The following is a 21,749-nucleotide window of genomic DNA, read 5'->3' as shown; positions in this document are numbered from 1 at the left end:
AACCAACGCTATGATGAAAATGTTTGAGGCGCATCATAGGTAATACCATCAAATTTACCTGATTCGTAGTAAAAAGGAACCAGTACACCTTCCGTCAGCTGGCTGTCTACTGTCATAGAGTCCAAAGTGATGTTACCAAAAATATTTGCTATGGCGGTATCTGCTGCGTCCCGGCCTACAGCAATTCTGACAAGTCCGTTCAAAGGAGCAAGTTTAGTAGCATCAAAAAGCACCCAATAGCCTGCGAGGTAAACTTCAAAGCAGGCATGAAAATCCTGGGGTTGTAACTGGTAGGCATAAGCGGAACAGTATCTCGCCGGGATAGTGAGCGCCCGGCATAATGCTATCCCAAGATGAGCAAAATCGCGGCAAACGCCTGCCTGTTGAGTCACAGTATCGTAAGCTGAAGTTTCTGCATTGGTTGAACCACTCAAATACTCAACATTTTTGTGGATCCAGTTGGTAATGGCCAATACCTTTTCGAATGGATTCTCAATATTTCCGAACTGGTGGTTAGCAAAACGGAATAATTTATCGGATTGGCAATAACGACTCGGATACAGATAGGTAAGAATCCCCTGCGGGAAGTCGAAAACCTGCATCTCGTTCAGATTTTCAAAATTGATAGTCTGCCAGTTGTTGTCAACAAGTCCTGAATAAGAATAATTGAGTGCGCCGGGTACATCCACGGTGGTTCTGATCAGCCTGTCCCCTTCAATGCCGCTTTTTAGTTCTGCTGTCTGATGGATACCTGCTATGAGAAACGATTCATACAATAACTGCTGGTTTTGAAACGAAGGATGAATGTTAAGGATTAGGGTACTGGGTTCGCTGACATGGTAATTTAAAATCGAAGTAATTCTGAATTTCATTTTCTGATTTTTTCCCGGATGTTAAAAGGGGTTTGCTGCACTACATTCTTAATTGTAAAGGAAATGGATGGCAAGAACCGAAGATAATCACAAAGCCTTGGGCTTTATGCGAAGGAGTTTATTAAGTATATACCATTATCTAAGCTAAGTGAAAATATAAAAAGTATAAGTAATCCTACGTATTTTACATATCAATATGCAAGCCAGCGTTGTATAGACGAAAGAAAATATCCATCCATGAAAATCGGGCTGTTTGCAACATTGCTCTTTTATTGAATTGCCGGCCGCTTCAAGTATTCATTTGTTGTTTCCGCTACCCTTTCAAGAAAAGAGGTTCAGCAAATTTTTTATTATGAACAGGCCTCAGATAAAATTCAACCTCGCAGTTTACAGCCCGCTGGTAATATCAGGGTTGTAAGGATCTTTTATGCGGCCGGCAGGCTGATCAAATCATCATACGAATTCCAACGCGGAATATCAATGTCCGATTGCCCACCGGGTATATACATACTGCAGGTAAGCAGAAGCCGGCAGCAGTTGATATCAAAAATTGTTAAGTTATAATTGACTTAAACATGTGATTTCTATTAACGGCAACGAAAAGCCGGATAGCTATTCCTAAATTGCTCTGCATTAAATTTTAATACATGAACGACAGGGTGAAGATCACAGACACAAAAATTCTTTCAGACAATTGGTATGTCCTAAAAAAGGTTACCTATGAATACCGGCAAAAAGACGGTAGCTGGCTCACTTACACTCGTGAAGCATATGATCGTGGCAATGGAGCTACAATATTGCTTTACAATAGAATTGAAAAAACAGTGATACTTACACGGCAGTTTCGAATGCCGACATTTATCAATGGCAATGAGTCGGGCATGCTGATAGAAGCCTGTGCGGGTCTGCTTGATAAAGATAATGCGGAAGATTGCATCAGGCGGGAGACTGAAGAAGAAACCGGTTACCGGCTCAGGGATGTACGTAAAGTCTTTGAGGCTTATATGTCACCGGGTTCAGTAACTGAAGTTTTGTATTTTTTTGTTGCTGAGTATGAAAAATCCATGAAAGTGAATGATGGCGGTGGGGTTGAACATGAGCAGGAAAATATCGAAGTGTTGGAATTCAATTTCGATCTGGCACTCAAAATGATTGAATCCGGCGAAATCAAAGACGGGAAAACGATTATGTTACTGCAACACCTAAGACTTCAGAAGATCCTTTAAAAGGAGTTGTGAGTTATGAGTTATGAGTGATGAGTGATGAGTGAGTGATGAGTGAGTAATGAGTTGTCAGTATAGTGCGTTTTAGGACGTCCCATTAACTAATATTTCATGTTTCTCACACTCATCACTCACTCATCACTCATCACTCATAACTCATCACTCATAATTCTATTAAACTTTCTTCAAAAGCCGTAGAAGTTGCTAAATGTTCCACGTTTTTCATATCGTGCTGAACGGTTTTGATCTTTGCTTTTGCCAGATCATAGGCATCTTGTCCAAGAAAGAGATGAAGTGGTGGCTTCTCAAGATTAGATACTTCAATCATCACCTGGGCGGCTTTTTCAGGGTCTCCCGCCTGGTTGCCGTTCAGGCCTTCCTGGTGAAGATTCTGCGTCGCGCGGACAACGGTATAGTCAGCGATTTCATTAGCCGGTACCCGCAACGAACCCGCATCAAGGAAATTGGTTCTGAAGTATCCTGGTGAAACTATTGTTACATGAACGCCAAAAGGTTTCACCTCAGCTGCAAGGGATTCCGAGAAACCATGTACAGCAAATTTTGTTGCTGCATAAATTCCAAAACCGGGGAATGCGCCATTAAACCCGCCGATAGAAGCTACATTGAAGATATGTCCTGAATTTTGTGCCCGCAGATAAGGCATGGCTTTTCTTATCACGTTTAGGGAACCAAACACGTTGATGTTGAAGTTTTCCCTGGCTTCGTTGTCTGTTAATTCTTCCAGGCTACCTATCTGACCATAGCCTGCATTGTTTACAACTACATCTATGCGTCCAAAATGATTTACCGTTTTTTTAATCGCAGCTTCAACGCTGTTTTCATCGGTTATTTCAACTTTCAAAGCCAGGAAGTTTTCAGATGTTGAGTTAACAGCGTCCTGCAGTTCTTTGGCATTTCGTGAAGTTGCGGCAACACGATAACCGTTTTCAAGTAATTTTTTTGTAAGTGACAGGCCCAATCCTTTGGAAGCGCCCGTAATAAACCAAACATTATTTTTCATGTCTTTGTGCTTTTTGAATTGTATTTTTTGTTTGAATTGTCTTTGTCTATGAACTGTCTGTGTCTTTTGAACTGTCTGTGTCAATGAATTGTCCTTGCCTTTTGAATTGTCTTAGATTTTAGTTTTAATTGTCTATTACATAGTAACTGTCTTATGAATAATTGTCATTTGAATTTTAATTATCTTTTTTGACGATTCGAATGTCTTTGATACTTCAAAGTTAGATCACCTTGCTCCCGTTGTTGTTATCGTCATCAAACCAATTCTTACATAATTCAAACATTAAGGGCTTGCAATTCTAGATGAGACAGGAATTGATAAATAACAGTTGGTAATAAAAATAGCGGGCTTACATATTGGCAACGCCTTTAATAATTGTCAAGGCGGATAAACTACAAGTTTGAAGGAAAAGTATGCAGATTGAAAATGATCGAAAGGATAACGGGCCTTCCTGCCATTCCAGGATATGTAATCATATTGTGGCTTTAATCTTAATGCCTGCAGCTATCACAAGATCCCGGTCTAACACTAAAAGTCAAAATCCTATTTAAAAAATCAAACAAGATTGAAAATAAATTCAGAAAGTATGAATCGGAAAAAATGAGTCTCAGAACAAAAATCGAATCTCAAAGTAATTTGGACTCTCAAAACAAAATTGAAACTCAAACAAAATTGAAACTCAAACAAATGAAACTCAAACAAATGAAACTCAAACAAATGAATCTCAATCAAAATGAATCTCAATCAAAATGAATAATAATCACAAGTTCCAGATTTTGAAATAAATTATGAATGATAGATGAAGAGAATTGTAAAATTTTTGTAATTCATATTTTCCTTTCATAATTCATAACTCATAATTCATATCTCTCTTTACTCAGTTTCTGAAAGCAGAAGGTGCCATTTGCGTTTGCTTCCTGAAGAAGTTTGTGAAATGAGAAGGTTCCTCAAAGCCGAGGCTGTAGCTGATTTCTGAAATGTTCCAATTAGTATGTTTAAGCAGTGCCATTGCTTCCCTGGCTAGCCGGTCGAATATATGATTAGTGGTGGTCTTGCCGGTTGTTGACCTGATTGCCCTGTTCAGATGATTTACATGCACAGAAAGCTGCTCGGCAAAATCTCTTGGTGAACGGAGGGTAAAGCGTTGATTGGGCGTTTCAATTGGAAATTGCCTTTCAAGTAGCTCAGTAAATACGGATGTTATACGGGCATTGGCATCAGTATGCTGATATAAGTTTTCGGTTGGCTGAATCTTTAATGCATAGTGTATGAGTTCAGTGATATAGTTACGGATGAGATCATACTTGTACATATAGTCGGACTTTATTTCATTCAGCATTTTATCAAAAACCTGCGAAACATAAATATCCTGTTCCGGGGTTAAAGTATATGCTGGTTTGCTTCCTGGCATAAACATCGGAAGTTCCCTGATGCCTCCGCGCATTCCTTCAGTGAAAAAAGCCTCTTTAAATATGCAAAAGCTACCGGTATCATCCTCTGTTAATTGTTCGAACTTATAGGGAACGGCCGGATTAAAAAATATGAGTGTGCTGCCATTTACTTCTATGCTCTTGTCGGCATAATGATAAGCATGTTTGCCACGCATCAGGGCAACTTTATAGAAATCGCGCCTTGAGTATTGAACCGGCGTGCCATTAGGACCAACGCAATCAGCCATTCGGAAAACATTGAAATGACCGATGTCCTTCTGAAGGTTTTCGGGTAACCAATTCATTTTTTTCTGATAGAATTCTTCCAATGTTTCTGTCTTCGACATATCTTAAATTTAATAAATTTCAACAGGATTATTTAACATCCATTATTCAAGACTTATTCTACTACACTTATTTCAAGACTTATTCAACCACACTGTTTTTCCTGCCGGTAATTTCTTACATACCCTTGCTGCCATATTCTTTTTGTTATGTTCTTCTCAATTTTTTGGACCCGTAAAGATTATAGCTCGGCTAACTGGTCCTGATACGGGCTATAGAAACTATTTCTTTTCAGCGTTTGGGCGTTTCGCGGTAAAATACATGGCCCCCATGATACAAGGTATCTTTTCCACTAAAATCACCGCTAGCGGTAAATCCTGTGTCGTCCCAATAGCGGATATGACTATTTTTTATTTCGTACCTGCCGTTATATGCATGTTGCCTGGATCCTCTTGCTTTGTCATAGCGTCCGTTTGGAAGTAATTCCTGCCTGATATGACCATCAGCAGTTATCCAAATGCCTGAATAATTAGTTGCCTGTTCCATGAGGCCTGGTTCCATCATGGTTAATTTTTCGCTTCTTGTCACTATAGTGGTTGTGCCCGCCATGGTGATGAGCATGATAATTGAAACAATAATAGTGAGATAGTTGACTGCCATAACTACTGATTTTGATATTTCAAAGATACAGTGCTGCCGGATCGCTGTTATTGCACGTATCAAATCAATACTTGCAAAATTCAAACAATCTTCAAGAGAAATATGGATTATGAGTTATGAATTATGAAACCAGTTATGAAATAATAAATTCATAACTCTTGAACTCTAAACTCCTTTCATAATTCATAACTCATAATTCATATCTCTCTTGAAGGGTTTTTCCATTTATCCCTGAGTTTTTCTATTGTTCCCTCTACCCGTTTTTTCCTGGTTTCATCTCTTTTTGCGGTAACTATCCATTCAACATATTCCTTTCTGTGTGAAAAAGCCAGCTGGTTGAAATAGGCTGCGACCTGTTTATCCCCGTCCAGTGCCTTTTGAAGATCTTCAGGAATCCTGGTTGTTTTTTTTACAGGGTCGATATAATCAAATATAACCCTGGGCTTTTTAGTGGCCTTTTGCTTTTGATCTGATTCGTTTTCCCGCCTCATAGAAAATGTCGACCAGGTATCGTCAAAAGAAATGAGTGAGAGCCATTTGAGACCCGGCTCTTTTAATAGCGATTCCCAACCAATATCCCGGGTAAGATCAGTTTGCATTTTGGAAGTTCCTTTCGGATAATAAATCCAGCAAATCACATCTTCCTTCAATAATTTTTTGATTTTTGGTATACCTGCTTCAACTTCCTTTTGTGTTTTTATAAACCAATGTATCTGGTCGTAGTTTTTAAGATTGGGACCAGCAGCTATTTCTGAATTTTTGGCTTTGATTGTTTTATCAAAATCAGCCGGGGCAGAGATTGTCAGAATCTTCATGCCAGGCTTGAGACGCAGCTTATCCAGGAGGGTTAATGCCATATATATTTTATTACAAGACGAATTTAATATTTAGTCTTTAGGTAATGGCAGACGGATGATAGGCAGATCCCGGTGTCTCACCCCGGTGGCGCGATATACGGCGTTGGCAACTGCTGCACCTGCCGGTCCCTGGGCCGCTTCGCCCGCACCCATGGGTCCGTCTGCGGGATTATTCAAAACAACGACCTCAGTTTCAGGAACCTGGGTAAAGCGGAATATGGGATATGTTTTCCAATCAATACTTAAGATGCGATGGCTATCGAATTTAACCTCTTCCTGCATTGTCCAGCTCGCTGCCTGGATCATACCTCCTTCGGTTTGATTAATAATTCCATCGAGGTTGATGGTCTCACCCGCATCTATAACCGAATACATATTGTGGATGATCAGCTGTTCATTTTCCCTATTATATGATACTTCTGCCGCAACAGCACAATAAGCTGCTGAATTTTTGTACCTGGAAAATGCAATGCCAAGACCATATCTCATATTTTTCTCTGCAGTTGGATTTATGCTTGTTACAGCATTTACAAATTTGGCATTTGAAGGGCTCTCTTTCCTGGCGTCTGCCATGGCTTTAAGTTTTAGCAACACGGCTTTTGCACGATCATCATTCAGGTGCATCAACCGGAATTCAAAGGGATCCTTACCTGCTTTTTCAGCCAGTTCATCCATAAAGCTCTCGATCGCAAATATATTTCCATAAGCACCTAAACTTCTCAGCGCTGAAACACGCAGTGGGCCATCAAAAAAATGTACATCAATCTGCTGGTTAGGAATTTCATAATATGGATCAGCGTTGCGAAAAGCCCCACCGCTAAATCCGCCCGGTTTCCCCGGAAACGGTTTTGATATGTATTTTGCCGTTAACAGGTTTTCAGGGTTGCCTCCGGGTCTTGTGGCATGTGTATCTGACCAAAGATCATGATGCCAGTCTGTTATTTTACCTGCCTGGTCCAGTTTTGCTTTCAAATCCATTATCATGGCACTGCCATAAGGTTCCCAGGCATGTTCATCCTGTCGTGACCATTGCAGCCTGATATGTTTGCCGGGATTGGCGATAGCCAGCACAGCAACTTCTGCAGAAACGTCGTCAGCACCATTATGCCCATAACAACCTGAACCCGGCACACCGATAATATGAATGTTTTCAAGTGGAATGTTCAACATTTTCTGCAAAGCAACCCGGAGCGGATAAATGCCCTGGCTATGTGACCATATATGAAGTACTTCCTTTTCGAATAAAGCCACCGAACATGATGGGCCGATAGAACCATGCATCATGTAGGGCTTATAATAAGACGCAGTATAAACCCTGGAACCAGCGCTGTTTTCGAATGAGGGGCTCCCTTTCGCCTTGACCTCCTCCTTTTTCGACGGCAGGGTTTTGATATAATCCTTGAATGTTTTTACATCTTCCGGGATCAAAGCTTCTTTTTTGTCCCACTGGCAAAAATTGCTACCGACCGTTTGTATTTGTACAGCAGTATATTCGTTTTCCGTTATCACACCGATAAAACTCCCATCTACAACGGCCCTTATTAATGTTGGAAACTGAATCTTCAGCGCTGCTTCATCAAGCGCAATTAAACGGGCACCATAAGAAGGTGGTCTTAATATCCGCGCATGTACCATACCCGGGAATCTTAGGTCCTGTACAAAAACCGGTTTGCCGGTAACCATATTTTTGATGTCGTCCCTTGCAATTGCCTTACCTACGAGTTTATATTCGCTGTTTGGTTTCAGCTTTACCGGCAATGTTACCTTATCAGTTATCTGTTTGCCAGCCAGCAATTTTACAAAAGTGATTTTCTTTAATTTATCGGCCGAGCTAATTGTCCCTTCCGCCATTGTCAATTTCGATTCAGGAGTTTTTAAGGCAATTGCAGCAAGGGCAAGCAATTTTTGCCTGGCAGCAGCTGCTGCATATCGTACAGACATCGCACTATTATCCATAGAACCACTACCCGCTGTATAGCCTTCATCAGGTGTTAAGCCGGTTTCAGCAAGGGTAACATCTACCTGGTCCATTCTCATATCAAGTTCTTCGGCCGCTACCTGCGCTATGGCTGTTCTTATCCCCTGGCCTAATTCCATTTTCCCGGTAAACACGTGCAGGCGTCCTTCCGGCGTAATACGGAGCCAGGCATTGATAGCAGGATTTCTTCGAAGACTAGGGGGTAGTTCATCCGCCATGAATCCATCTGCTATGAATTCATCTACAGCGACACCCGCAATAAGCGTTTGGCCGAGGGTAAAACCTATAGTAAGGCAACCTGCATTTTTTAAAAATTCTCTGCGGATCATAATTGATGCATTATCATAATGGAAAGTTAACCAATGACTATAATGGAAAGTTAACCTATCACGCGTTTTACGGCACGGATGGCACGGGACTGGCTTCCGCAACGGCAAAGACATCGCTGTAATCCATCCCTGATCTGCTGATCATCAGGGTTTGAGTTAATATTTAATAATGATACAGAACACATCACCATTCCATTCAAACAAAAGCCGCACTGAGCTGCCTGTTCTTCAATAAAAGCTTCCTGGACGGGATGTAGCTTATTATTTTTTTCCAGTCCCTCCAATGTTGTAACCGTATGGCCCACCACCACAGAGATGGGGATCATACAACTGGGATGTGCAAGCCCATCCAGCAGCACCATGCAAGCTCCACATTGCTGTAAACCACATCCGAACTTTGGGCCGTTTAGCTCAAGTTCATTGCGGAGAATGTATAAAAGTGGGGTTGAAGCTTCAGCTTTTATTGAATGTTCTTTGCCATTTATTATCAACGTGAAAGATGCTATCATACAAAAAGATTCACTATAAATTTAAACGTTTTTTGGAAGGTTAGACAACCTTGATCGGGAACTAACTTCCCACAATCAAAGGAGAACTCACCGGCATGGGTGGACTCACCGGGCTGATAAACCCAGATTCGGCAAGCTTTACAGTCTTTAGTAGTTTTTGGTACGATTTTATTACATATAACCCCAGATTCTGCTCCCTTCCAGGTTTTACCGGGCTGCCTGATTTGGCAATCTGGCGAATTCTCTTAAATTTGCAGTACAATGTTCAAACATTGATATTTAATCATTAGAATAATATCATAGTATATCAATTAATTAAGCAACAAAATACCAATAAGCAACAAAACACAATTTAAAAAAACCACATTTATGAAAAGCAAAAATTTGATTTATGTCGCCGCATTTTTAGTATTGGGTTTCAGTGCCTGCACTGACGCGCCAGAGTCTGATAAAGCGGAAACCTCCGAAGCTAAGGCTGTAGAGACCGCCAACGGGGAATCAAGCGGGGAATCATATAAAGTGGATCCTGCGGGTAGCAAAGTTGAATTTATTGGGACAAAGGTAACTGGTTATCACCTGGGAGAAATCAAAATCAAAAACGGAGAACTTGCGGTAAAGGATGGCAATGTTACCGGTGGCAATTTTATCCTGGATATGACCAGTTTAGATATTCATGGAGGTTCTGATACCGCTGCCGATAATAAACTGGAGGGACATCTCAAGTCAAAAGACTTTTTTGAGGTTCAGGGAAACCCGGAAGCAACTTTTGTTGTGACTTCAGTAAAACCATTTACGGGCACTGTAAAGGACACAGCAGACAAACGCCAGGAAGCCATCAGTAAATATAAGGTATCCAATCCTACTCATACCATCAGCGGAAATCTTACCATAAAAGGTGTTACAAAAAACATTGAGTTTCCGGCGCAGGTTACCATCAGTCCGAATTCAGTGGATGCGCTGGCTAAATTCAACATTGATCGCAGAGAGTGGAACATAGTTTATCCTGGTAAACCTGATGATCTTATACGTGACCAGGTTCATCTTGGAATTGCATTGAAAGCAGCGAAATAAATCGCCGAAAAATTCTTTATAATACCGGGAATAATTCAACCCCAGGTGGGATCAAGCTAAGGCCAGGTGTTAAATATTACAGGTATTAAATATTACAGGTATTAAATAATAACAACATGCGGTAATGGAATATTAAGTCCGGTCCGCATGTTTTTATTATGTTCATACCGGCCCGGATTTTTTAATATAATCATATCGCCCCCCCAGTTTTAATATGATCATACAGGTCCTCAGGTTTAGTAAGTTCATACTGGCGCCGCAGGTTTTAATATGTTCATAATCCTGGATTAAAACCCGGCATATTGTATTGATATGTGCTTCAGGTGATTATTCAATATTTAGTTGTCGAAAACTAAATAGGGTGGCCCGATTTTTTTAGCTCCCGGTTAAAAGAACGTTATGAAAAGCTTACTGTTTTTAGCAGCACTGGTACTGACCATTGCTGGTTGTAAGGGGCCAATTAATATCACAGGCAATCCGGATGATCATACAAATACCAGCGGAACACTTGGTTCTGCAAGAATGACTAATGAGTTGCCGAGGAAATCTGACAATATGAAAATACCCGATACGATCTCAAGGACAAAAGACACTTTGCGCCGGAACTAAAAAACCAACTGAGCTGCAGAGGAATTATTACATTACTGATTTTCCTGTTGGTATAATGATTGCCTGTCACAAATCGGTACATTCGTAGAGAATGGCGTTAACCTGATTAAGACATGAATCTAACACCAAAGGCAAACCTGACAGAAGGGGAAGTTAAGCGCGGACTGAAATATATTATATGGGATGGACTGGCCTCAGAAGCTATGAATGCACTAACGGCGGGAGCTTTCATGGTTGCATTGGCCTTGCTTATGGGGGCTTCCAATTTCCAGATCGGGGTGATTGCTTCCTTGCCGACATTTACGAATATCTTTCAGTTGCTGGCCATCTGGCTTGTAAGAAAATATAACAACCGCCGTGCTGTCAGTGTGTATTGTTCATTTCTTGCCCGCACTCCTTTAATTGTTATCGGTGCACTCGCAATATTTGCGCCTTCATTTCAATCCATCCAACTTCTTATATTTTTTCTTTTCTTCTATTACCTGTTTGCGTCATTTGCTGGCCTAAGCTGGAATTCATGGATGAAGGATCTTGTACCGGAATCGATGCTTGGCTCTTACTTTTCAAAACGCAGCAAGTATTCACAGATCATGAATGTTTCTCTAAGCATCATGTTGGCTTTTGCAGTTGACTATGTAAAAGATCATTTTCCTGACAAGTTATTATCGGCTTATGGAGTTATGTATATCGCGGGTGGAATTGTTGGAATAGCAGGAGCAATTTTTTTGTCCAAAGCTCCCGAACCACAATCGAGTTTATCCAAGGAAAATATCTTCGTTTTATTAAAGCGACCATTGAGCGATCCGAATTTCCGGAGTTTGCTGATCTTTAATTCAGCCTGGGTTTTTGCGTTGAATCTTGCGATACCATTTTTTTCAGTGTACATGCTGAAAACAATGAACCTGTCGCTGTCTTATATCATTGTTTTAACGGTGATCAGCCAGCTCTGCAGTATTTTTGCGGTAGGCTTGTGGGGAAGATTTTCAGACAGATATAGTAATAAAACTATAATTGCCATAGCTGCACCAATGTATATAGTTTGTATACTAGCCTGGTGTTTTGTTGGTATATATACCACCTTTGCCGCAAATATGACGCTGCTCGTGTTGATTCATATTTTTACAGGCATAGCAACATCTGGAATTAATCTGTCGCTTGTTAACATCGGATTAAAACTCGCTTCGAGACAAGAATCAATCATTTATCTGTCTGCAAAAAATATCATCACTGCATTTTTTTCATCTATAGCCCCGTTGATAGGAGGGATACTTGCAGATTTCTTTACAAGCCGCCGGCTAAATATCACAGCAGAATGGACCGATCCAAAACTTAATAAGGTCTTTCGCCTGCTTGCATTGCATGAATGGAACTTCCTGTTTTTAATTGGAGCTTTTCTTGCGCTGCTTTCATTGCAGTTACTTGGTCGTGTTAAAGAAGTTGGTGAAGTTGAAAAGGATGTGGTTGTAAGGGTGATGCGAAGCACAATCCGTTCCGGCTTAAAGGACCGCTTTGTCATCGGTAACCTGCTAAGTATTCCGGAGCAGGTTTGGGGCATAATTAAACGAAAACCGACGTCAGCTGAAGTAAGGGAAGAGAAAGTTAAAAATGAAGCAGGTAACATTTAGTTTAGTGGTAAGTGGTAAGTGGTGAGTTGAGTGGAAGAGTTATGAGTTTACGAGTATGTTTTCGAAATAATGAATGTTAAATGATCTGTTGAAACATTAAGTATAAAAAGGAAAGCTGCCCGAACCAGGCAGCTTTCCTTTTTATACTAATATGATTGAGACACTCTGGCTTTAATAAAGCACTCATCTTTTAAAAAATTCACAACTTCACCACTTACCACTCACCACTCACCACTAAGTTAAACGGCGTCAGATAAAGAAGTAAATGTGAAGTCCCTGATCTTCATCGGTGGTACGATGACGTTACCGGAGCGCACTGGTTTGCCAAGTTCTTCAACGTTGTTGAGCATGATGATCGGGCTCTCATTAAAACGGAAGTTTTTTATTGGAAACTTGATCTGTCCATTTTCAATATAAAAAGTTCCGTCACGGGTAAGTCCGGTTAACAGAAGTGTCTGGGGATCTACAGAACGTATATACCAGAACCTTGTTACCAGTATACCTTTTTCAGTTCCCTTGATTAATTCTTCAACAGATTTTGTTCCACCTTCCATAATGAAACTCCGCTGACCTGGTAAGGGCTGTACTTTTTTCTGATCGGCCCAATAGCGGCTATAACTAAGATTTTTAACTACACCTTTATCAACCCAAATCGTTTTGGTTAATGGAAGTCCATCCCCGCTCCATGTACTACCGGGGAGTTCAGGATGCAGGGGATCAGAATACAAGGTTACCTGCTCATTAAATAATTGCTCGCCAAGCCTGGTGCCACCACCTTTTTTGCTCATATAGCTGCGACCTTCATCTGCCTGGCGGGCATCAAGTCCGAATGCCAGGTTACCCAACATATCGCTGGCTGCAAGCGGTTCAAGAATAACCGTGTATTTGCCTGGCTCAATTGCACGTGCATTTGCAGAGCCATTGGCTTTGCCAGCTGCAATTTTACTCAGGGTAAGTGTATCAAGTTTGTTTACATCATTGAATGACTGGTCAACATATCCTGAGCCGGTACCTTCCTGGTTACGTACAGTTACCGAGAAAGACACATCGGTACTTGTATTATAAGCAAACAAGCCTTTGGAATTCATCATTGCGTTGAACCTTGTAGTATTCTCAAGAAAGCCGGCTGCTTCCAGTTTTGCTTCTTTAGAAACCTGCAAACTTTTTCCAACCATTTCAGCTCTTGTATCAGGTGTGATTTCTGCGGTGCTCTTCAGGTATCCGACAGACTCTGCAAAGGTCTGTGGTCCCAGCAGAGGCATGTATTCAGGATTCTCCGGTGCAAGTTGGGCAAGTTCCTCAGCGCGCTTAACGCATTTCTGAAGAGATGCATCATCAAATTCATTGATGGTTGCTGCGCCGGTTTTTTTACCGAATGATGAACTGACTCCGAGGGTCATAGTACTCGACTCGCCCGCAGTTGATACAGCATTACGTGCATAACGGATATTACCGCCATCACTGCCGCTGAGTGATACCGTGGTTTCTTCGGCCTTCGAGAAGCTTAATACTTTTTTTAGTATTGTTTGCGCTTCATCTTTTGAAATAATTGCCATAGTGAATTATATTTTTTTACCTGTATTGATCACATTTACTCCATTGAATCGGGTGGTGGAACAACCGTGTGACACGGCGCTCACCTGGCCGGGCTGACCCTTGCCATCGAAAAATGATCCGCCCAAACGGTAATCACTTTTATCTGCGATAGCAGAGCAGGAATTCCAGAACTCCTGCGTGTTTGATTGATAAGATGCATCACGCAACATACCTTCTATCTTACCATTCTTTATTTCAAACGCCAGTTGACTGCTGAACTGAAAATTATAACGTTGCTGATCTATTGAGTATGAATTTCTGCCAAGCATATAAATTCCTTTCTCAACATTTTTGATCATATCCATGGCATTCAGTTTCTGTGTACCGGGCTGCAAAGAAACATTAGGCATTCGTTGGAACTGGACGCTGCTCCAATCGTCTGCATAACAACATCCCTGTGATGATTTTAAGCCAAGTATATGTGCCTGGTCGCGGATGGTCTGGTAGTTGACCAGGATTCCATTTTTAATAATATCCCATTCGCCGCATTTCACACCTTCGTCATCATAACCAACTGCAGCGAGTGATCCATTCTGGGTTTTATCTGCAAGGAAATTTACTTTCGGACTTCCGAAGTTGAATTTTTTTGATTGCCATTTATCGAGTGTCAGGAATGATGTTCCTGCATAGTTCGCTTCATAACCAAGTACGCGGTCCAGTTCAGTCGGGTGACCAACAGATTCATGAATGGTAAGAAACAGGTTGGTCGGATCAAGGATCAGATCATACTTGCCTGGTTCAACCGGTTTTGCGGTAAGCTTTTGTTTTACATGTTCGGTAGCAGTTTTCACATCTTCCAGCATATTGTAACGATTCCTGTACAGGGTAAATATGCTGTTGATTTCTTCTGACTTATCTGGTGTAAGATATTCGTATCCCATACCCATAGGCGAGCTTAATGCATTGCGGGTCTGGAACTGGCCGGATTTTGAATCGATTTTTGTAACCGTAAAAGTCGGCCATAAACGATGTACGTCCTGGTCAATATATGATCCGTCGGTAGATGCAAAATATTTCTGTTCGTTGATAAGGAACAGGGATGAGTTTACAAAGTTTGCACCGCCTTCCAATGCAGCAGCATTCACTGCCAGCAGCAGATCAAGTTTTTCCTTGATGGGTATCTCGAATCCATTTTTCTGGATGGGTGTTTTCCAGCTGACTTCACCATAACCTTTCTGAGGTGCAAGCTGAACCGGCTCTGTCAATAGCTTTGAATTCACTTTCGCTATACGAACTGCCGCAGTCGCAGCTTTTGCAATGCTGTCTTTATCAAGATTGTTCAAAGAAGCAAATCCCCAGCTGCCATTCGCAATCACGCGAATACCCATACCATAAGATTCAGTATTTGCAATGCTTTGAACGCGCTTTTCCCTGGTGGCCAGTGATTGATTAAGATAACGCCCGATACGAACATCGGCATAAGTTGCTCCCTGTGATTTAGCTGTGTTTAACGCAACATCAGCGAGTTGTTTCTTCAGTGCAGTATCAACAGGGTTAAGTAGTTGCTCAGGTGATACCAGGTTACCTAGTACAGGCACGCTTTGCATCATAGATGCACCGACACCCATTCCGGATAAGTATAAAAAGTCTCTTCTTTTCAATGTTGTTTTTTTTGTTTTGCTTAACCTATTTTCCTCGCAGTATTAATAACATTTACACCATTGAACCTTGTGGTAGCGCTGCCATGTGATACGGCATTGCTTTGAGCCGGCTGGCCTTTACCATCATTGAATGCACCACCTAAGCGATAGTCTGAAGCATCACAGATTGCTCCGCATGAATTCCAGAACTCCTGTGTGTTGGCCTGGTAAGCTACATCGTTGAGCATACCAACGATTTTACCGTCTTTGATCTCGTAAAAGTTCTGGCCACCAAACTGGAAGTTATAACGTTGCTGGTCAATCGAAAACGATCCGTCGCCAATGATATAAATACCCTTCTCAACATTTTTAATCATATCATCAACGCTGAGTTTTGTTTTGCCCGGCTGCAGTGATACATTTGGCATTCTCTGGAACTGTACATCACTCCAGCTTTGAGAATAGCAGCATCCTTGTGAAGCATTCAGGCCGATGATATGCGCCTGGTCGCGGATGGTCTGGAAGTTTACAAGTTTACCATCCTTAATAAGATCCCATTTGCCACATTTTACACCTTCATCATCATAACCTACTGCACCCAGGGAGCCTGGTTGCGTTTTGTCTGCCACGATATTTACCAGTTCGTTTCCGAATTTGAAATTTTTTGATTTCCAGCGGTCAAGTGTCAGGAAAGATGTACCGGCATAATTGGCTTCATAACCAAGCACACGGTCCAGTTCTGTCGGGTGACCAACGGATTCATGAATGGTGAGCCACAAATGTGACGGATCCAGTACCAGGTCGTATTTACCCGGTTCTACAGATTTTGCTTTCAGTTTCTGATCTGTATCTTTTGTTGCTGCGATAACATCTTCAAGCATATCATAGCGACCCTTATATAATGGTACGATCCCTGCTATTTTATCAGATGGCCGGGCCTGGAGATATTCATATCCCATACCCATTGGTGAACTCAATGAACGTCTTGACATAAACTTTCCGCTGGCGCGATCAATCCGGGTAACGTTGAAGTTTGGATAGATCCGCTGTATATCCTGGTCAATATATGAGCCATCGGTTGAAGCAAAATACTTTTGTTCATTCACCGCAAAAATCACGGAGTTCACAAAAGTTGCCCCGTTTTTCAAAGCAGCATCGTTTACCTGCAAAAGCAAATCAACTTTTTCCTTTACCGGAACAGAGAACGCATTTACTTCCACTGGTGCCTTCCAACTTACTTCCCCGAATCCTTTCTGCGGTGCAAGGCGAACTGCCTCACCCTGTATCTTCGCATTTGCTTTTGCAACTGCAACTGCCTGCTCAGCCGCTTTGGCAATAGCATCTTTTGTTACATTGTTTGTTGCTGCAAATCCCCAGCAACCATTAGCGATAACACGAATGCCGATACCAAAAGATTCCGTGTTTGCCACACCCTGAACTCGTTTTTCACGGGTAGCAACAAACTGGTTCAAATAGCGGCCGATACGAACATCGGCATAAGTTGCGCCTTTTGATTTAGCTGCATTCAGAGCAACGTCAGCAAATTCTTTTTTTATCTTAACATCAATGCCTTCATTTAAGGCTTGCAGTGGATCGATTTCATTGCCAAGGAGCGAAAATTCCGGCAGAAACATTGCACCCATGCTCATGGCAGACAGGTGAAGAAAGTCTTTTCTTTTCAAGGTATTTCCTCTTAATAGTTAGTGAATGGTGATGTATTATAATTAAAATACAGAACAGCAATCTATGAAAATTTTATTAACTACTACCTGCTATTGTGAAATTTTTCTTCAATCCACAAATATGTACAGCAAATAACAAACATTAGAATTATATATAATCTTGTATGCCGTTGAAATCCATTTGCAATAGCGGTCCTGGTTGATATTTGTTTATCTGTTGATTGTGATAATTGTATTTCATTAGCCGTAATCTTTTTAACTGCAAGCAAATCATTCCAGTCGGCTTTGCCAAAGTTGTACCAGTAAAACGACTGGCTATCATTTGACACAATGGTTTGCCAGCCAGTTTTGCGTGGCCAATAAATTCCCTTCCACTGAAAGGGCAGAATAAACTGTTGATTAAGGGGGATAAACGACTGGTTAACCCTGGCTTGAAAAGGCAATGAGTCTGCCGACTCCACAGTCATTATTGCGGGCTTGTCTGTAATTGTTATTAATGGATCGATGGAATACTGGTCCGGAACAAGTTTTGTCTTTGATGTTTCACTGATCAGATCTGACCAGTATTGGCGATAAGCAATTGTGTCGCCGGTCAGCACCCAATTATAGGTATTTGCTATTGTTGTAGATAGCAATTTTCCATTTCCCGAAACTGCGGATGCAGAGAAAAGATGACCTTCTTTATCCATTATAATTGGCCTTACCTGTTCCAGGTTGCTGATAAACATTGGACGGGTGGCGGTAAGAACTGGCATTGTTGCACTGGTATCTGCACCCTGCAGATGTAACAGCTGATTATTGAGTGAACCGGATTGAATGTAACGGAAGGGTTCATTAAAAAACAATGAAGACAGTGTAATGCTGTCAACTTTTATGATCAGCCCGAGGCCATCCTGCTGAACAGCGCTCCGTATACTGTTGAGCTCGCCGCCGGAAAGTTTGTTTAGAGCCGTTGCATCGCCAATCACCAGGTCAAAATTATTTAACAGGTTGCTGTTGATCCTGTCAGCTTTGATACCAGAGATGTTAAGATATTCAGTATTGAATTTATTCATGCTCACGGTAGTCCGTATCGCTACGCCATAATTATTTGCGAATAACCAGTTCTTTAGAAATTTGTTTTCAAAATCAGGCGAAGAAGCCAGCACTAGTATTTTGATCGGCGCGGCTGTAACAGTTTCAAAAGGTATTTTCTCTTTTTGGATAGTGTCTTTCCCATCCAGGACCAGCAGGGTGTATACAGCTCTCCCTTTTTGTTTCGGAATAGTTTGTAACTGGAAGGTGGTCAACTGGTCTCCAGGAAGCTGCGTGGAATCGAGTATGGTATTAAAGCCTTGGAGGAAGATATTAAGATCTCCATGCTCCATGTTACGGAATGACCCCTGTATCCTGAGCTTGTCACCAATATTTAACTGCCGGTTCCAATTGATAGAACTGAAATACCTTTTGATCAAAGGCGGATGAAAAAAGATAATTGATTTATCTAAAGCCTTCAATTCATTTACTTCAAGCCCATATCCCAAAACATGAATTTTTTTTATTGCCGGTTCAACGACATTTGAGGTACTGCCCAAATTTGAGGTACTGTTCAAATTTGAGGTACTGCTATCATCCATGATACCGGGCGACTTTTTTTCAGACCCGGGGATCTCATTTATATGATAAATCAGTATGGCTTTACTGTTTGCGGCTGCTATCCCGGGCTCGGTTGTATAAACTTTTGAAGCTGGCTTCGCGCTTAGTAATTTACGAAGTGTATCGGCAGAAGACCCTGTTGTAAGAATAATGATTTCATCAGAGCCTTCGTTAACCGGCTTTTTGTCCGACGATATATTAAGATAAAGCAGGTAGATACAGGTAATTGCCACCAGGCTGACCAATGCCCTCAGATGTTTATGTTTTTTATTCGGTCTTCTATAAGCAGCCCATAAAAGATAGCCGCCAAAAATCAAACTCAAAACCGGCGCTAAATAATTCCAGTAACTCATGAGCCGCGGGTCGATTTATTGAGGTTGATAAAATATTCCTTTGAAAGTTTCATATCCGGCGCTGATTCCCTGCTTTTCGGCATGCGCGTGGAAGGTTTAACTATCATTTGCAGTGCTTTGCCGGTGGTTATAAGGTCAGAAAAGCTGCCCTCGTTTTTTATTATTCTTTGTATTGCTTCAAAAGAAGGGAGGAACAATCGTGGATCGGCGCTTGCTTTAAGACTCAGTTGTCCGGCTGTTTGTTCAAGCACTTCAAGTTCAGTATTTGAAAGCACCGGAAGAGTTTGCTTGTTGCCAACACTTTTATTGTCTGGATTTTTATTGTTCGGATTTTTATAGTTCGGATTTTTATTGTCCGTTTTGTTATCTGCTTTGTTAGTAACTAAACCCTGGTTGCCCGGATCATTTTTGTTGTTCAGGATTTGCTCTTTCATTTCATCAAGAATGGTCATTGCATTTCTTAATACCAGTTCTTTTTGTGGCAGAGCCTGGTAAGCCTGGCTGTTGGACCGCTCAACGATCTTATCCAACTCACCCGTGAGTCTTTTTTCCAGTTTTAAAGGAGTTGTTTTGGCATTTGTTTTTGCAACATATTCTCTAGATTTTTGCTGAAGCTCTTTCAACAATCTGAGAGCCTTATACTCATAGGGAAGAGCATCGGTTGGTTTATAGGTCCGCAATCTTAATTCGGCATCCCACATCTCAGCCAGCACTGCCTTCAGATCTTTCTTGGTTTGCGGATCAAAAAAAGTAGCGTCTTCTGCGATATCGTGTTTGTGTGCATACCGGTCTATGATCTTCTCTGCATTATTAAAATCTTCCACTGATATTTTTTCGTCATGATCATCGTCGTGTTCATCACCTTCCTTTGGTTTTTCACCATCATGATCATGACCGATATTGCCATCTTCTCCAATATTTGTTTCAGATTCTTCACCCAGAAATTTGCCATATCTCAGTCGCAACAATTTCTGGTCTATTCCAAGATCATTGCATCGGTTGTTAAAGGTTTCTTTACTCATGGTATCCCTGCCTTTCAGCAACTGCTCTGTTTCAATGATGATCTGGCGCTGGCTGCGAAAGAACTCAGGCTTTATATCAACACCACTCATTATTCCATCCATACTCATTAATACAGACGTGTCCTCTATCTTAATAGTAAATATGTCTGATCTTGTTTCCTGTTTATTATTGTCAATTGCACTGATGTAAAAATAAAGTTCTTCACCGGGCTGCAAGCCCATGCCCGGAAGGTTAAATGTTTTGTTGAGTTTGTATTCCTTTCCCCCGGGTTCAAATTGATTGAATGCCAGTTTTTGTTCTTTAAATTTTACAGCCTCCCCATTGCCGCTGGCTATGGTGGCAACAATATTGCCTGAAGAGATGCCATAGTCGTCTGTGAGAACAAGATTAAGTGAAACTTGTTGTGATTGTCCATATTCAATTAAGGTGGCAGGCTTTGGCGTTTGCACAACAATCGTCGGTTGTTTGTCAGGTATAATTTCAAGCTGGTAAAACTCAGACAACTCGTTATCAATTTTTACCTGGTAAAAACCATTTGAGGAGATCCGTTTTTCGGTTGCCCAGGCTCCGGGCATTTTGTTTATTGATTCAAGATCGAGTACGGTGCTGTCATTGAATATAAGCTGGACTAAAGAAGGATTACCTTTTGTATTCAACTGCCAGGTAAGTTTCGAACCTTGCTCAGCTCTTACATTCAAACGTTGTTGGTTTCGCGTCGCTACGCCAGTATAGGCAGGTGGATCGATGGTAACTGTCACACCATTAATGGAGGGCAAAACTTTTTCCGGTTTTTGATCGGTGCCGGCTTTTTGCTGATTGTTTATTTGTTGAGAGCCCCAACTTAGCTGGGGACCAATTATATAAACTGTTATGGCTAGTACAATACTAAGTGTAAGCAGGAGTATTGCCTTTTTGATCCTGGCAAAGCCTGGGTTGCTTGTATGAAACCGCGCATCGGAAGACGCAATGTTAACCAGAACCGCAGAAATTTTTTTAACCTGTAATTTTTCAAGGAAGCCAAGTTCTTGTTCAGGCTTAAGAAGCAGCGCCGTGCTTTCTTCCAGCTGCGGATGTTGATTGTTCAGCAACTTTGCCGCGTCCTTGTCTCTTACTTTCCGGTTTTTGAATACAAATTCGATAGTGGCAAAAACAATAAGCGTAACCGGAATCAGCCACAAGATATTTAACCTTAGAGAAATATACAGGAACACCATCAATGGTAAAGCAATAGATAAGGCAATCAGGGCCATGGCAATAAGTTCATGGTTTCGCCATGACTTTTGTAAACCTGTTACGATCCTGTGCCCATCCCTGCCATACTGACCGGCCAGTTGATTTTTTGTTACCATAGTTCCCGGTCCGGTATCAGGTGCTGATATATTGCCTTTTGCTTCCGTCATTAATATTTTAT

At 41.4% G+C, this 21,749-nt stretch carries 17 protein-coding genes; 5 read left to right on the top strand and 12 right to left on the bottom strand.

Annotation, left to right across the window (positions count from 1 at the left end; genetic code table 11):
• Positions 1-8 precede the first annotated feature (8 nt).
• Complete coding sequence (locus VK664_RS19435; protein ID WP_461400362.1) at positions 9-872, bottom strand: transglutaminase-like domain-containing protein; 864 nt, start codon at positions 870-872, stop codon at positions 9-11.
• 276 nt (positions 873-1,148) lie between these two features.
• Between VK664_RS19435 and VK664_RS19430 the strand changes: the two genes are divergently transcribed.
• Together VK664_RS19430 and nudK are read left to right on the top strand one after the other, a co-directional pair.
• Complete coding sequence (locus VK664_RS19430; protein WP_461400370.1) at positions 1,149-1,436, top strand: T9SS type A sorting domain-containing protein; 288 nt, start codon at positions 1,149-1,151, stop codon at positions 1,434-1,436.
• Between the two features lie 83 nt (positions 1,437-1,519).
• Positions 1,520-2,098, top strand: coding sequence for a GDP-mannose pyrophosphatase NudK (gene nudK / locus VK664_RS19425; RefSeq protein ID WP_461400361.1), 579 nt, complete (start codon positions 1,520-1,522; stop codon positions 2,096-2,098).
• Positions 2,099-2,258: 160 nt separating this feature from the next.
• On the opposite strand, the gene VK664_RS19420 is transcribed toward nudK, so the two are convergent.
• The 6 genes from VK664_RS19420 to VK664_RS19395 form a co-directional block, all read right to left on the bottom strand.
• On the bottom strand, positions 2,259-3,116 hold the full coding sequence (locus VK664_RS19420) for an SDR family oxidoreductase (RefSeq protein ID WP_461400360.1): 858 nt from the start codon (positions 3,114-3,116) through the stop codon (positions 2,259-2,261).
• Between the two features lie 877 nt (positions 3,117-3,993).
• The gene (locus VK664_RS19415) at positions 3,994-4,893 is read right to left on the bottom strand and encodes a helix-turn-helix domain-containing protein (RefSeq protein ID WP_461400359.1); all 900 of its coding nucleotides are present in this window, start codon (positions 4,891-4,893) and stop codon (positions 3,994-3,996) included.
• Between the two features lie 229 nt (positions 4,894-5,122).
• Entirely contained in the window at positions 5,123-5,491 is a 369-nt protein-coding gene (locus VK664_RS19410; protein WP_461400358.1) for an Atu4866 domain-containing protein, read from the bottom strand.
• A gap of 197 nt (positions 5,492-5,688) precedes the next feature.
• A complete protein-coding gene (locus VK664_RS19405) occupies positions 5,689-6,348 on the bottom strand; it encodes a YdeI/OmpD-associated family protein (RefSeq protein ID WP_461400357.1) in 660 nt (219 codons plus the stop codon).
• 30 nt (positions 6,349-6,378) lie between these two features.
• Positions 6,379-8,655: a xanthine dehydrogenase family protein molybdopterin-binding subunit gene (locus VK664_RS19400; RefSeq protein ID WP_461400356.1), complete on the bottom strand. Its 2,277-nt coding sequence runs from the start codon at positions 8,653-8,655 to the stop codon at positions 6,379-6,381.
• 50 nt (positions 8,656-8,705) lie between these two features.
• Positions 8,706-9,164, bottom strand: coding sequence for a (2Fe-2S)-binding protein (locus VK664_RS19395; protein WP_461400355.1), 459 nt, complete (start codon positions 9,162-9,164; stop codon positions 8,706-8,708).
• A gap of 369 nt (positions 9,165-9,533) precedes the next feature.
• On the opposite strand from VK664_RS19395, the gene VK664_RS19390 reads away from it, so the two are divergent.
• From VK664_RS19390 to VK664_RS19380, 3 genes are all read left to right on the top strand, one after another.
• Positions 9,534-10,235 (top strand): YceI family protein, encoded by a 702-nt coding sequence (locus VK664_RS19390; protein WP_461400354.1) that lies wholly within the window; start codon positions 9,534-9,536, stop codon positions 10,233-10,235.
• A gap of 399 nt (positions 10,236-10,634) precedes the next feature.
• A complete protein-coding gene (locus VK664_RS19385; RefSeq protein WP_461400353.1) occupies positions 10,635-10,844 on the top strand; it encodes a hypothetical protein in 210 nt (69 codons plus the stop codon).
• A gap of 113 nt (positions 10,845-10,957) precedes the next feature.
• The gene (locus VK664_RS19380) at positions 10,958-12,469 is read left to right on the top strand and encodes an MFS transporter (protein ID WP_461400352.1); all 1,512 of its coding nucleotides are present in this window, start codon (positions 10,958-10,960) and stop codon (positions 12,467-12,469) included.
• A gap of 239 nt (positions 12,470-12,708) precedes the next feature.
• On the opposite strand, the gene VK664_RS19375 is transcribed toward VK664_RS19380, so the two are convergent.
• The 5 genes from VK664_RS19375 to VK664_RS19355 all read right to left on the bottom strand — a co-directional run bounded on the left by VK664_RS19375 (position 12,709) and on the right by VK664_RS19355 (position 21,738).
• Positions 12,709-14,025, bottom strand: a complete 1,317-nt coding sequence (locus VK664_RS19375; RefSeq protein ID WP_461400351.1) for a TldD/PmbA family protein — start codon at positions 14,023-14,025, stop codon at positions 12,709-12,711.
• Positions 14,026-14,031: 6 nt separating this feature from the next.
• Positions 14,032-15,666 (bottom strand): TldD/PmbA family protein, encoded by a 1,635-nt coding sequence (locus tag VK664_RS19370; RefSeq protein ID WP_461400350.1) that lies wholly within the window; start codon positions 15,664-15,666, stop codon positions 14,032-14,034.
• A 20-nt stretch (positions 15,667-15,686) separates the two neighbouring features.
• Positions 15,687-17,327 (bottom strand): TldD/PmbA family protein, encoded by a 1,641-nt coding sequence (locus tag VK664_RS19365; protein ID WP_461400349.1) that lies wholly within the window; start codon positions 17,325-17,327, stop codon positions 15,687-15,689.
• Between the two features lie 83 nt (positions 17,328-17,410).
• Positions 17,411-19,315, bottom strand: coding sequence for a hypothetical protein (locus VK664_RS19360; RefSeq protein ID WP_461400348.1), 1,905 nt, complete (start codon positions 19,313-19,315; stop codon positions 17,411-17,413).
• Complete coding sequence (locus tag VK664_RS19355) at positions 19,312-21,738, bottom strand: DUF4175 family protein (RefSeq protein WP_461400347.1); 2,427 nt, start codon at positions 21,736-21,738, stop codon at positions 19,312-19,314. The genes VK664_RS19360 and VK664_RS19355 overlap by 4 nt, the downstream gene beginning before the upstream one ends.
• Positions 21,739-21,749: the final 11 nt, after the last annotated feature.

This window comes from Flavitalea sp., assembly GCF_035489435.1.
In the GTDB taxonomy this organism is placed as follows: Bacteria; Bacteroidota; Bacteroidia; order Chitinophagales; family Chitinophagaceae; genus DATHKG01.
This window is presented reverse-complemented; position numbering and strand designations above follow the sequence as displayed.

What these genes read in the sequence shown, in the direction of transcription:
- VK664_RS19400 (WP_461400356.1), bottom strand. Translation starts at nt 8,655, where the DNA reads ATGATCCGCAGAGAATTTTTAAAAAATGCAGGTTGCCTTACTATAGGT.
- VK664_RS19355 (WP_461400347.1), bottom strand. Translation starts at nt 21,738, where the DNA reads ATGACGGAAGCAAAAGGCAATATATCAGCACCTGATACCGGACCGGGA.
- VK664_RS19360 (WP_461400348.1), bottom strand. Translation starts at nt 19,315, where the DNA reads ATGAGTTACTGGAATTATTTAGCGCCGGTTTTGAGTTTGATTTTTGGC.
- VK664_RS19385 (WP_461400353.1), top strand. Translation starts at nt 10,635, where the DNA reads ATGAAAAGCTTACTGTTTTTAGCAGCACTGGTACTGACCATTGCTGGT.
- VK664_RS19415 (WP_461400359.1), bottom strand. Translation starts at nt 4,893, where the DNA reads ATGTCGAAGACAGAAACATTGGAAGAATTCTATCAGAAAAAAATGAAT.
- VK664_RS19395 (WP_461400355.1), bottom strand. Translation starts at nt 9,164, where the DNA reads ATGATAGCATCTTTCACGTTGATAATAAATGGCAAAGAACATTCAATA.
- VK664_RS19420 (WP_461400360.1), bottom strand. Translation starts at nt 3,116, where the DNA reads ATGAAAAATAATGTTTGGTTTATTACGGGCGCTTCCAAAGGATTGGGC.
- VK664_RS19390 (WP_461400354.1), top strand. Translation starts at nt 9,534, where the DNA reads ATGAAAAGCAAAAATTTGATTTATGTCGCCGCATTTTTAGTATTGGGT.
- VK664_RS19380 (WP_461400352.1), top strand. Translation starts at nt 10,958, where the DNA reads ATGAATCTAACACCAAAGGCAAACCTGACAGAAGGGGAAGTTAAGCGC.
- nudK (WP_461400361.1), top strand. Translation starts at nt 1,520, where the DNA reads ATGAACGACAGGGTGAAGATCACAGACACAAAAATTCTTTCAGACAAT.
- VK664_RS19435 (WP_461400362.1), bottom strand. Translation starts at nt 872, where the DNA reads ATGAAATTCAGAATTACTTCGATTTTAAATTACCATGTCAGCGAACCC.
- VK664_RS19405 (WP_461400357.1), bottom strand. Translation starts at nt 6,348, where the DNA reads ATGGCATTAACCCTCCTGGATAAGCTGCGTCTCAAGCCTGGCATGAAG.
- VK664_RS19410 (WP_461400358.1), bottom strand. Translation starts at nt 5,491, where the DNA reads ATGGCAGTCAACTATCTCACTATTATTGTTTCAATTATCATGCTCATC.
- VK664_RS19375 (WP_461400351.1), bottom strand. Translation starts at nt 14,025, where the DNA reads ATGGCAATTATTTCAAAAGATGAAGCGCAAACAATACTAAAAAAAGTA.